A 12,561-nucleotide genomic window follows, 5' to 3' on the forward strand; every position below is an offset into this window, starting at 1 on the left:
ACTGTAGAAATTGAGTCCTAGAATTACCCGAACAAATAGTTAATGTCTTTTCTAGGAAGAAAAACAGTCAATAATTAAGGGTTGTTAGGCAGTATACACTGGGAGTCAAGATTCTTGAGTATAAATTGAAAGTTATCCATACTTTCTTGCATCACCTGTGATGTATCCGAATGGCATTGCAAACACGCCCCGACCAAAAGCATCTGTTTCTGTTCCTTAATACTCAGTGGTCTAAAATCTGTACGTGTCGTATTGATTTCATTCTGATTTTTCATATTCAAAAAGCCTACCCAAGCATCTTCAGGTAAACCGTCATTAGGGTTTTCAGCATATTCAGGGGAAAATTTCCATTGACCTGAACCAGTGGATGTGTCATAGGTTAATTTGCCATTGCCATAACCCAATGCCTCCGGGTTTGAGTGGCAAGATTTACAGTCCCTTACCGCTTTTGTAGTGGTATGGGGTGAATTTGGTGCGTACAATCGATGAAAAACAACATCTTCCCCCTTCCGGTTATTTTCAAAACTACCTTTGTCTATGGTCATAATCATTCCGGGAATGGCTGGTTCATACTTTTTACCTTCGCTAGATTCCCGTACACCCAACGATGGATAAGAGGTCAAAAATTCAGCAACATGCTCTACCCATTGGCCGGTAACTTCTTTTTTATCCAATAGGTCAAAACCATTAGGGTCGTTTTTATCAAATACATTATGGCAACCGATGCATTTATTCGTCCATGAGGAATGGCAAGTCGCACAAGCAAGCTCTTTGTGGGCATTGTCCCTGGAGCAGCTATTGGATTGTGGTTTCAATTCATGCAATTGTCCATCCTTTTTACCTATAAGAAAAGCTTGGTCACCTTCTACATAGGTGTTTACTAACGGATGCCTGTCCTTTTCAGCAATAAGAATGCGTTTATCTGCATGGGAATAGTTTCTATGCATATAAACCAAAAGGGACTCATTATCTAAAGAGTCATAAGGAATAGTTAGTGGTTTTTCTTTATAATGACAATCGGAACACTGCAATGTAACGGCCTGTTCTTCATGGGTATATAACTTGCCAGTACCCATAACTTCATGACTGGAGTGGCAATCAACGCATAACATATTGTTGGTATGGTGCACATCGGCCTCCTTTTTGGCATAGACCCTTAAATCTTCCAGAACCCTGTAATTCTCCTTGTTTTTAATCTCCTCCTCATCCAGCAGGGTTTCTTGCCACCCCTCGTAATTTGTGGAAATTCTACTCGATCTACTATGGCAACCGAAGCAATGTTGATCGTTAACGAATATATCGGTTGAAGGGTGTATTTTAGGTAAGTTCTTTTTATTTGTAAACAGGTAATCGTTCAAGTCGCTATGTGCTTCGTCTGAGTAGTTTAAATGACATGCAATGCAGCCACCTCCCCTACTCAAGGATGTAATTTCACCTAACTCTGTTTTTTCCGCACCCAAGTGGCAATTTGCACATAAATCCCTTAAGTGTTTTTCTGAAGGTGTCGATTTTATATCTCGAATATGGTAATGGTCGTTTGGAGTTTCAGCTTCACCAAAAATATACTTGTCAACCGCAACGATACCACTATTCGTTGTCATCAATGAGGCTTTAACCTTGGAAAGTTCACTTGGGTGGCATTTTCCACAGGTTTCCGATGCATTGCTTAAATTACCTGGGATAAGTACCATGCCTTGATGTGATTTGATCTTGTCCGTTTCCGCACCATTTCCAAGGTGACAACTGACACATCCTATAAACTGTGGATTATGATAATCTGAAAATCCTTTTGAGTCGCTATGGCATTGTAAGCAACTCTCTTTGGCCGGTGAAATATCCACATATTCCGTCGTGGTTTCAGTTTCAATTTCGTCAACTCCTTGATATTTAATGTACAACAGTGAGACAAGACTGATTGCAATCACGGATGCAATTGCAATTTTCTTTATGGTACTCAAGGAATTTTGCCTCATAAGACAAGGTTTTCAATCCCAAAAATACAATATTAATTAGTGTTAAATTACATCCTTATGTAACAATTGTTACACTTAACTTACTGTAAACATGACAATTATCATTAATTGGTGGTTTGTTCCCATGTAAATTTACACCAGTACACATGCAATATTGCATCCTGGTAATTGATTTAAGATTTATGGGTACTTCAAGAAGAAAGTTCATTAAAATTTCCGCTTTAGGTTTCGGTGGTGTTGCCGTTGCCGCATCCACGATGGAGTCGTTGGGCGTGAATGCTTATTTAGAAGGTTTAGCCTTGGAAAATTCCTTGGAAAAACTAAAACAGACTGCCACATATTGTGAGGTTTGCTTTTGGAAATGTGCCGGATGGGTACATTCCGATAATGACGGAAACATTCATAAAATAATAGGTAATGATATAGACCCCCACTGTAATGGTAGGTTATGCCCGCGCGGAACTGGTGGTGTTGGTATGTATACGGATACGGATAGATTGAAGAAGCCATTGGTACGTAAGGTTGTTAATGGGGAAGAAACATTCGTGGAAACCAGTTGGGATGAAGCCTTGACCTTGATTGCCACAAAAATGAAGGATATCAAGTCAGCATACGGAGCGGAAAGTTTTGGGTTGTTAAAACATGGATCTCCTGGTTCCCATTTTGAACATTTGTTCAAGGCTTATGGTTCTGATAGTATTGCCGAACCTGCATATGCGCAATGTCGTGGACCTAGGGAAACAGGTTTTGGTCTTACCTTCGGTTCATGGGTAGGTTCTCCCGAACCTACAGATATAAGGGACACTAAATGTTTGGTGTTGATCGGTTCGCATATTGGTGAGAATATGCACAATAGCCAAGTACAGGAAATGTCCGATGCCATTGATAATGGTGCCACGATAATAACCGTTGATCCTCGCTTGTCCACTGCGGCAAGTAAATCACAACATTGGTTGGCGATAAAACCTTCTACCGATATTGCTTTGTTATTGGCTTGGATGAACGTATTGATCAATGAAAACTTATATGATAAGGAGTATGTGGAGAAATATGGATTTGGATTTGATGAATTAAAAGCCCACGTGCAACAATATACCCCAGAATGGGCCTATGGGGTTACAACTATAAAACCGGAAGAAATACGAAAAACAGCCCGTATTATGGCGGCAGCGGCCCCAGCAACGATTATTCACCCCGGACGACATGTTACATGGTATGGTGACGATACCCAACGGGCGAGGGCGATGGCCATTTTAAACGGACTATTGGGTTCTTGGGGTCGTCGTGGCGGATTCTATTTTAAAGAAAAAATCAGTATACCTAAATACCCACATCCACCCTATCCTACTCCAAAATGGGGATGGGAAGAAATCGGGGAAAAATATCCCTTTGCGGAAATGGGTATTACCAATGAATTGATTCAGGCATCCATTCCATCTGAAGAAAATGAATATCCGATAAAGGCTTGGTTGGTAGCCGGCACCAATTTGAACAATTCAATCCCGAACAAAAAGCTACTCGAAGAAGCAATCGAAGCATTGGATTTTATGGTGGTGGTAGATACCATGCCCATGGAAATCACAGGATATGCCGATGTTGTATTACCCGAATGTACCTATCTGGAACGCTATGACGGAATAAGATCGGCAACTAATCGGGAACCATCCATAGCATTGCGTATGCCGGCTGTAGAACCAAAGTACGATTCCAAACCCGCTTGGTGGATCGCCAAACAATTAGGGGAAAGACTAGGGCTGCAAGACTTTTTTAAATACGAAGATTTTAAGGAGGTCATTGCGTGGCAATTAAAACAAATGGGTACCTCTTTAGAGGAAATGGAGAAAATCGGGGTTAAAAAATTCCCGCGGGAATCGGGTCCAATGTATTTGGATGAAGGTCACGATCATGAATTCTATACCGATAGTGGCAAGATTGAGTTTTACTCAACAGCTCTGGAAAGCCAAGGATTTGACCCCATGCCAAAATATACGAGACACCCTGAACCCGAACCAGGTTACTATCGCCTAAATTATGGAAGGTCTCCCATGCATACTTTTAGTAGAACGGTGAACAATCCCAATTTGAACGATTTAAAAAGTGAGAATGATTTATGGATCAATCCCAAAGTAGCCCGCATATTGAACCTGAAAAAAGGACAATATGTTTGGCTAGAGAACCAAGATGGGGTTCAGTCATCATTTCCAATAAGGGTACGTGTTACCGAAAGAATACGGTGGGATTCCGTATACATGGTCCATGGTTTTGGACATAACAACAAAAAGTTAGGACGCGCACATGGCAAAGGAGCCAGCGATACCCAATTAATCAGTCAAGTCGCAATAGATCCCATAATGGGAGGTACAGGTATGCGAGGAAACTTTGTGAAGATATTAACCGAGAACCCTGCTAAAACCGTAGAAGTATGAGATATGCCATGGTCATAGACACTAAAAAGTGTGTAGGTTGTAGTGACTGCGTAGTTGCATGTCAAACAGAAAACAATGTTCCTATCGGTTATTGTAGGGATTGGATAACGGAACGTGTAGAAGGTACGTATCCCAATTTAGAATTGGAATTACGATCTGAAAGGTGTAATCATTGTGAAAATGCCCCTTGTGTACGTTGTTGCCCTACAGGTGCAAGCCATATAATCGATGGTGGAATCGTATTGGTGACCCCAAACGAATGTATCGGTTGTGGCGCATGTATAGAATCATGTCCCTATGATGCAAGGTTCCAACATCCCGATGGTTATGTGGATAAGTGTACATTTTGCCATCACCGATTGGAAAAAGGTCAACTACCGGCGTGTGTATCGGTATGCCCTACAAAATGTATGTATTTTGGGGATTTGGATAATCCGAATAGTGAGGTGTCTCAATTACTTAAGGCTAGAAAACATAAAACACTGGCGCCGGAAGCGGGTACAAAACCCCATGTTTATTATTTAATATAAGCTCTAAAAATGGAAGAAGAACTATTTACTAGTGGTAGAAACATACCGAATATAGACCCGTCTTTACAGATTTGGCACTGGCCCATTTCCGTCTATCTTTTTTTAGGGGGCTTGGCGGCCGGACTCCTGTTTTTCGCAGCGCTATCAACTGTTCTGAAAAAGGAGGACGAAACACCGGCTACGGTCAAATATGCTATCATAGTGGCCCCAATAGCTTTGGTACTTGGCCTTATGGCCCTGTTTTATGACCTAACCCATAAAATATTTTTCTGGCAATTATATACCACTGTAAGAATAGAATCCCCCATGTCATGGGGTGCTTGGGTATTACTTTTTATTACTCCCCTATCCATGCTTTGGGTTTTTAGTTATTGGAAAGATATTTTTCCTAAAATGGATTTAAGGTTGTCATTTCTGGAAAAATTCCGATTGTTCTTGGCCAAGAACCGAATGAAAATGGCCTATGTTTTAATTCCGCTATCGATAATACTGGGAATCTATACAGGGATATTACTTTCGGCGTTTAATGCACGACCACTTTGGAACAACGCCATATTAGGGCCTTTGTTTTTGGTTTCCGGACTATCAACGGCAGCGGCCACCATTATACTCTTTTCCAAATCACATAGTGAACGAAGTCTTTTCAGTAAGATCGATGTAGGACTTATTATTATCGAATTGGCCCTCATCGTTCACATGATCATGGGGTATTGGGCAGGTTCTGAGGTACAGTTGGAAGCCATGGAGCTATTGGTCAATGGTGAGTTTACGGTAATGTTCTTTGTTTTTGTGATCATACTGGGCTTATTGCTACCTGGCCTTTTAGAGATAATGGAATTGAGAGGATATAAAGTTCCTGTAGTGGTGCCGGCTATTTTAATACTTATCGGAGGACTTGTGTTCCGGTTTGTAATGGTCGAGGCAGGACAATTAACAAGATATCTATATTAATATAAATAATATACAATGGATAAAGCAAATAAAGATAATCGACATGTTTATTGGAATCCCTATTTCGGAGGTTTCCTTTTGGGCCTTTTGATCATTTTCACTTTTTATATGACAGGAAGGGGCCTTGGAGCAAGTGGCGCCATGAAAAGTAGTGTCGTTACCCTGGTAGATAAGGTGTCGCATGAGCATACGATCAATAATGGTTATTACAGCAAATTCGTAAAGGATGGGGAGTCTCCCATGAACACCTGGTTGGTTTTTGAAAGTCTTGGGGTTTTGGCAGGAGCCTTTATTTCCGGTTCAATTTCCGGACGAATTGGGTTTAGGGTACAACATTCACCTAAAATCACCTCACGAAGACGGTTGGTCTTCGCCTTGGGTGGTGGAGTCCTTTTTGGGCTCGGCGCCCAGATAGCAAGGGGTTGTACCAGTGGGGCCGCCTTGAGCGGAATGGCAGTATTATCAACAGGAGGATTCATAACAATGCTGGCGATTTTCGGAACGGCCTACCTCTTTGCTTATTTCTTTAGGAAAAATTGGATTTAGATTAACGATAAAATTGGAAACAAATGGGACCCTTGATACCAAATGGAATTTTAACAGATGAATGGAACATTATTATTGCAGTACTGATCGGGTTGGCCTTCGGATTCATATTGGAAGCCTCGGGGTTTTCCTCATCCCGAAAATTGGCCGGAGTTTTTTATGGATATGATTTTGCCGTGTTGAAAGTGTTTTTCACCGCAGCTGTGGTTTCGGTAATCGGATTGTATTATATGGATTATCTGGGATGGATAGATATGGGGATGCTTTACGTGCACCCGACCTATGTTTGGGCCGCGATTGTCGGAGGGGCTATTATGGGTGTTGGTTTCGTAGCAGGAGGATTTTGCCCCGGAACCAGTTTGTGCGCCGTTGCCATTGGTAAACTGGATGCTTGGGTCTATGTATTCGGTATATTGATCGGTGTTTTTATATTCTCAGAGGCTTATACCGTTTTTGAAGACCTTTATAATGGCTCCTTCTTAGGTTACATTACCTTAATGGATAATTTTGATATCCCGGCAAAATGGATCATATTGGGGGTAACCGCGATGGCCCTAATTGCCTTTTTCGTCTCTGATATCGTAAGAAAGCGTATTAAGAAAGTATTTTACTAAATAAGAAAACCATGATCAATAGGAATCTAGCCAAAATCCTTGCTAAAAGGTATATCATATTAGCTTCATTATTGTTTATTGCCGCTTTGGGCTTGGTCTTGTTGCCTGAGTACAAAAAGAATGAACATGTAACGGCGGAAGATCTTTTGGCAAAGGTCGTGAATCCTGAAAGGTACATAACGGTAGATATTTTGGCTGATAAGATCATTTCGAAAGATCCTTCGATTTTGTTGATTGACCTGCGTACGCCATCGGAATATGGGGCATATACCTTACCAGGTGCCATGAACATACCTTTCGATAAGATTTTGGAACCGGATTTTGAAGGTTATTTAAACCAGGATCAATATGATATCGTATTGTTCTCCAATGGCAATTTCAAAGCAGATCAAGCATGGCTTTTATTAACAAGGAAGAACTATAAGAACCTACATGTTTTGAATGGGGGCATCAATGGGTGGTACAACACTATATTAAATCCACCGAAGCCTACTGAGAATATGCCGAATGAGGCTTTTGAACGCTATAATTTCAGGATGGCCGCTGCCTCGTATTTCGGAGTGGGGAACAATACTGGGGAAAGTGCGGTAGCCGATGAGCCCGAAGCGAGGAAAGTTGTAATTCCGGTAATGAAAAAGAAAAAAAGAAAACCAGAAGGTGGTTGTTAAAAATCTATGCATATGAAAGAATTGGAAAAAACCCAACGCATCTCAATTTCTACGGTACTGTTCATTTTGGTCATAATCATAGGTATACTGACTTTTAAAAAACCAACTAACGTCTATGAAAAGTCCGCCAAGGATACTTTAACCATGTTGGGAACCCAGGAATATTTGGTGCCCATATCGGAAGTAGACCTAACCAATACCGTGTTAATAGATGTTAGGGACAAATTCGAATATTCTAAAAGCCATATAGACAATGCCTATAATATACCGACTGCCGATATCTTGAAAGAAACCAGTATTTCAATATTCGAAGAATTGAAGGATGCCGGAAAGGATATCGTTTTTTATGGTAAAAATCCGGATGAAGCGAACAGTGCTTGGATGATTTTATATCAATTGGGATATGAAAACATTAAAATCCTCAATAATCAAACAGAGCTAGTGGACAATGATTTTAAAATAACCCCATACGATGTAGAGCAACCCATTCCTGATTATATGGATGTATTTAAAAAAGGAAATCCAGAAAATTCCAACGGATTAGAACATATGGCTCCCGAAACCACTAAAAAGGTCATCGTTATAAAGAAAAAGAAAAAACGTAAACCAGAAGGAGGTTGTTGATCCTTTGTACGATTCATAAAGTACAATCAAGAACGAAAAAAACGAGGAAAGACCGTGAATTTTCTTTTGGTGTTTATAAAAAAGACCCCGGTAAGCAGTATAACAGCGGCAATAATGGATTGAGAAGTTACATCCTCGTCTAAAAAATGCCAGCCCAAGGCAAGTGCGATTATGGGGTTTACATAGGTTGAGGTAGCCACTTTCTCTGGAGAAACTACTTGTAGTAGATAATTGAATGCAGTAAAAGCCACGATACTTCCAAAAACAATAAGTAAAATAACGGAATATTGTACAGGACTGCTCCAGGTTGTAGGGGATGACCATTCTTCTCCAAAAAGGAAACTGGAAATAACCAACATAATACCCCCGGAAACCATTTGATATCCGGTATTCACAAAATAATTCCTAGGTAAATCGGCTTTACCTACAAATAGGCTCCCGTAACCCCAACTTAGCATACATGCAAAGATCATGGCCATACCAACAACGGAATTCTCTTGGTTGAGAACTTGTTTTTGGCTCACGAGTAAGTAAATTCCGATCAATCCGAAAATTACCCCAACGATCGACATCATTTGTATCTTCTTTCCTTGAAAAATGCGCATAAGTAGAAGTACGACCAATGGTTGTGCCGAAATTTCCAATGCTGCGAAGCCACTATCCACGAATTTAAGCGCCCATACCACTACCCCATTCCCAATGGTCAAAAACAAGAAACCGGCAATGGTAGTGTTTTTTATTTGTCGCCAACTAATTTTTATGTTCTTTCCCATTATTTTGGCAATAATGAATATAAGAACCCCTGCTATGACAAAACGTATGCCTGCCAACATAAAGGGCGGTAGTTCGGTTACGGCAATCTTATTCAATAAATAGGTTGACCCCCAAATGACGTAAATGGAAAAAAAAGCGAGGATAATCAATAATGGATTTTGATCTTTCGTCATCAGCATTCTAAAAAAACCAATTAAGCCCCAATATTAAACATATACTTTGAATTATCTATAATGAAATTTTAATTTTGATGTTTTTTTTGCAACAAAAAATGCTGAATACATTATATCTTCTATCATTTTTAACAAGAGGTATGTTGTTCATAAACATAATATAATTAAAAAAGAGGACCTTGGTCCTCTTTCTTTCACTAATCCAAATTAAACCCCGTTTATTTAGAGTCTAAAATTTTTGTACTTAAATAAGCACTTGAGCTCACTATTTTACCTTCATCATTAAAGTCATGAATGTACAGTGCGGGCAATGTCAACTTTTTCCCGTCAGATTTTCTAGTTAATCTGAACTTCCACCAAGATTGCACAACTTTGGCATCACCGAGGTCGTATTCCAGGTAATCCGGGTAACCGATAACATCGATACTATTGAACTCATAAGCCTGCCACATGCCTTCATTCCTTTCTTTGATCTGTTGAAGATCCATGGTTTCCCCTTCAGGTAATTCCAAGGAAATAAAACGACAATCTTCATCAAAGAAACTGTATGCAGTTTCAAAATCTGAATTTTCAAAGGCCCCCATCATCCTTCTAACGCTGTTAATGTTGTCATGATGGTTGTATATGGTGCCATTTTTCCTGTCTGTTTGACTTTCGCCAATCTCCCAGAACATCCTATTTTCATAATAATTGATCAATGTATTGATCTTGCCATCATCATCTAACTTGTACAGTCTATGAAAAGGCATATCCAGTTTTACACCGGTCTTGTTATGAATGGCCTTCATATGGTCCCATGTCTGTACCCAAGTACCACTTTCTTTATATTCGATGGCATCGGGATAAGCCCCTTCGGTTGGTTTCAATGAAACATAGGACAACATTTCGGGTAGCGATTTTACTTGCTTAAGAAAGGCTTCTTTATCTTGGCCCTTTCGATCTTTATTTACATTTGAACCATAGTAGGATTTAAAATCATTGGATAAAAAGGTGGCCACTTTGGCATCATCGCCTGCCATCCAGGCTTGTTGCATTTGATCGACCATTTCCAATGCTGGATGTTCTAAATAAATGTTCCCGTTTTTTTTCTTCTGCGAATATCCGTAAGCCATGAAAAGGATAAAGGATAAGATTGTTACTTTTTTCATTTTACTACAGTATTGGATTGTTTGGAGTGATTACAGTTTTTGCATCACATTTTCTGTGGTAATTAAGTAACTAAATGATGTTTTTTTTGATTAAAAAGGACGAGATAACAGTATTCCTTTCCCACTCTATGTTTTTTTTTATCCGTGGGAAAGTAGTCCTTTATTAAAACAAAAAGACCGCAACAAGGTTGCGGTCTTTAAATAAATATATTTAAGGAAGAAGTTCTAAACCTTCTTTACCCTTACGGCATTCATGCCTCGTTGTCCTTTTTCCAACTCGAAGGATACTTTGTCATTTTCGGCAATTTCATCGATTAAACCGCTTACGTGGGTAAAGTATTTCTCTTGGTCAACACTGTCTATAATAAAACCGAACCCTTTGGACGAATCATAAAAAGAAACCTTCCCAGTTCTTACAGGGTCGAACTTTTCTTCATCACTTTCCTCTTTTTTGGGAATTCCCAATACAATATCCTCTGCTTCTATTTCAATTTTTTGTGATGGGTCTGGAGGAGTATCGGTAAGATTACCATTGTAATCTACATATGCAAACTGAATACCACCACCACTTTCTTTGGCAGCAGCTTTTCTAGCTAGTTTTTTCTTTTGTTTTTCCTCACGTTTTTTTAAACGCTTCTTTTCTTTTTCACTTTTGTTAAATGTCTGTTGCGACTTCGCCATATTTTAAAACAATAAATTTTTTGTTGCAATTTAAGAAAAAGGGCTTAGATAAATCGTGCTATGAAAAAAACAATCTAGAAGAAAACCTATGATCACGTCATTGAGAAGTAATCCCTTATTCAAAAACTTATGCAAATATAAGATATTGCTTTTAAATGGAATGAGGGTGACGTTGAGATTTACAAAACAAGGTTGACATGCACTTTATGAACATATCAACCTTGAATTCCCTTAACTGAAATTTTTAAGCAGTGGCCTCTTCCTTTTTCCTATTATCGGCAATTTTTCCGATTAAATCCGGGATTTTTTCAAAAATGGCTGCCAGACCATGGGTCTTACCGGCTTCTAAAAATGATATTTGGTCATCTTTGGTAACCAAAAAACCTATCGGTTCTATACCAACACCTGCCCCGGCACCCATTCCTTGGCCTTTTTTAGTTTTTGCTTCGGTGCCTTCACCACCTCCCGATCCAAATCCCATACCTACTTTTATAACAGGTACACATTTAAATTCGCCAAGTTCAAATTGTTGCCCTACAACCGTTTCTGTATTGGCTTCGGTCTTCATAAAGTCTGTAATCTGCCCTAATAATTCTTCAAAATGTAGTTCCATAGTATTGGGTTTTAATTGTTAATAAATGCTTTTAGAATACGTACTGGTCTATTTTCTATTTGGAGTATTAGTTGGTTCTGCCCTTGAAAATTAATATTGAATTGACCTTTACAAAGGTGAGCGATTGAGAGTAAAGGATACAATTTTGCATTTGTAATACAATTACCGGTATCTATATTGAGTACAAATTCCTTTATCTTGAAAGTCCTGACTACTTGAAGGATTTTATGCACGGTCAGTTTTTTTTTGTTTTCTGATTTAGGTCTTGGGGTTGATTTTTTCATTTTGGATTTTCTTTTATGATCTAATGGTAATACATCGAACTTCATGAACCAAGCTTCGATACGAACGCGAATCAATTTATCTACATCGGTTTCCACTGATGCCTTCAAAAGGCCTACAACCCGGATATAAAATTCTTGTGTGACCGTATTTACGTATATAATCACTTTTGTGTAAAGTATATATACTATTACCGTGCATATGAACAAACAAACAATCAGCAATACCATCATTCGTTTTATGGCAAATAAAGTAAAATGAATGTGCTACTACAATGACTTGAATCACTGGTATTAATTTTAACAGTTTATTCAAATAATTTTAAAAATAAAATATAAGTAACTGATATACAATTTAATAGATGCTGTTAGGGCTTACTCTACCCTAAGCTATTTTGTTAAATATTATATAAAATAGTACCTTTTTATACATAGTACTGTAACAAAACTACAACCATCTCGTCTGTTTAGTGTAAGTCAATTAAAAAGTATAAAAATGGAAACATTATATCCACATCAAGTAAGACCTAGAATATATTTTAATATAGGCAGTGGTTGG

At 38.9% G+C, this 12,561-nt stretch carries 13 protein-coding genes; 7 read left to right on the plus strand and 6 right to left on the minus strand.

What is annotated here, in order from left to right; translation table 11 throughout:
• Nucleotides 1–74: 74 nt before the first annotated feature.
• Nucleotides 75–1,973, minus strand: a complete 1,899-nt coding sequence (locus R3X28_RS07975; RefSeq protein ID WP_317663865.1) for a hypothetical protein — start codon at nucleotides 1,971–1,973, stop codon at nucleotides 75–77.
• Nucleotides 1,974–2,119: 146 nt separating this feature from the next.
• On the opposite strand from R3X28_RS07975, the gene R3X28_RS07980 reads away from it, so the two are divergent.
• From R3X28_RS07980 to R3X28_RS08010, 7 genes are read left to right on the plus strand one after another with little or no spacing between them, the layout of a single operon-like run.
• Nucleotides 2,120–4,399: a molybdopterin-dependent oxidoreductase gene (locus R3X28_RS07980; RefSeq protein ID WP_317663867.1), complete on the plus strand. Its 2,280-nt coding sequence runs from the start codon at nucleotides 2,120–2,122 to the stop codon at nucleotides 4,397–4,399.
• Nucleotides 4,396–4,929, plus strand: coding sequence for a 4Fe-4S dicluster domain-containing protein (locus tag R3X28_RS07985; protein WP_154365443.1), 534 nt, complete (start codon nucleotides 4,396–4,398; stop codon nucleotides 4,927–4,929). The genes R3X28_RS07980 and R3X28_RS07985 overlap by 4 nt, the downstream gene beginning before the upstream one ends.
• A gap of 9 nt (nucleotides 4,930–4,938) precedes the next feature.
• Nucleotides 4,939–5,880, plus strand: coding sequence for an NrfD/PsrC family molybdoenzyme membrane anchor subunit (gene nrfD, locus R3X28_RS07990; protein WP_154365441.1), 942 nt, complete (start codon nucleotides 4,939–4,941; stop codon nucleotides 5,878–5,880).
• Between the two features lie 15 nt (nucleotides 5,881–5,895).
• Entirely contained in the window at nucleotides 5,896–6,426 is a 531-nt protein-coding gene (locus tag R3X28_RS07995; RefSeq protein WP_154365439.1) for a YeeE/YedE thiosulfate transporter family protein, read from the plus strand.
• Nucleotides 6,427–6,449: 23 nt separating this feature from the next.
• Entirely contained in the window at nucleotides 6,450–7,040 is a 591-nt protein-coding gene (locus R3X28_RS08000) for a YeeE/YedE thiosulfate transporter family protein (protein WP_154365437.1), read from the plus strand.
• Between the two features lie 11 nt (nucleotides 7,041–7,051).
• Complete coding sequence (locus tag R3X28_RS08005) at nucleotides 7,052–7,708, plus strand: rhodanese-like domain-containing protein (protein ID WP_317663872.1); 657 nt, start codon at nucleotides 7,052–7,054, stop codon at nucleotides 7,706–7,708.
• A 12-nt stretch (nucleotides 7,709–7,720) separates the two neighbouring features.
• Nucleotides 7,721–8,332, plus strand: coding sequence for a rhodanese-like domain-containing protein (locus R3X28_RS08010; protein WP_282054902.1), 612 nt, complete (start codon nucleotides 7,721–7,723; stop codon nucleotides 8,330–8,332).
• Between the two features lie 26 nt (nucleotides 8,333–8,358).
• On the opposite strand, the gene R3X28_RS08015 is transcribed toward R3X28_RS08010, so the two are convergent.
• From R3X28_RS08015 to R3X28_RS08035, 5 genes are all read right to left on the minus strand, one after another.
• Entirely contained in the window at nucleotides 8,359–9,279 is a 921-nt protein-coding gene (locus R3X28_RS08015; RefSeq protein WP_282055214.1) for an EamA family transporter, read from the minus strand.
• 218 nt (nucleotides 9,280–9,497) lie between these two features.
• A complete protein-coding gene (locus R3X28_RS08020) occupies nucleotides 9,498–10,427 on the minus strand; it encodes a nuclear transport factor 2 family protein (protein WP_317663875.1) in 930 nt (309 codons plus the stop codon).
• A gap of 225 nt (nucleotides 10,428–10,652) precedes the next feature.
• Nucleotides 10,653–11,108 (minus strand): cold-shock protein, encoded by a 456-nt coding sequence (locus R3X28_RS08025; RefSeq protein ID WP_154365428.1) that lies wholly within the window; start codon nucleotides 11,106–11,108, stop codon nucleotides 10,653–10,655.
• 244 nt (nucleotides 11,109–11,352) lie between these two features.
• A complete protein-coding gene (locus R3X28_RS08030; RefSeq protein WP_317663878.1) occupies nucleotides 11,353–11,721 on the minus strand; it encodes a GerW family sporulation protein in 369 nt (122 codons plus the stop codon).
• Between the two features lie 11 nt (nucleotides 11,722–11,732).
• Complete coding sequence (locus tag R3X28_RS08035) at nucleotides 11,733–12,170, minus strand: hypothetical protein (RefSeq protein WP_317663880.1); 438 nt, start codon at nucleotides 12,168–12,170, stop codon at nucleotides 11,733–11,735.
• Nucleotides 12,171–12,561: the final 391 nt, after the last annotated feature.

Source organism: Maribacter sp. TH_r10 (assembly GCF_033101095.1).
In the GTDB taxonomy this organism is placed as follows: Bacteria; Bacteroidota; Bacteroidia; order Flavobacteriales; family Flavobacteriaceae; genus Maribacter_A; species Maribacter_A luteus.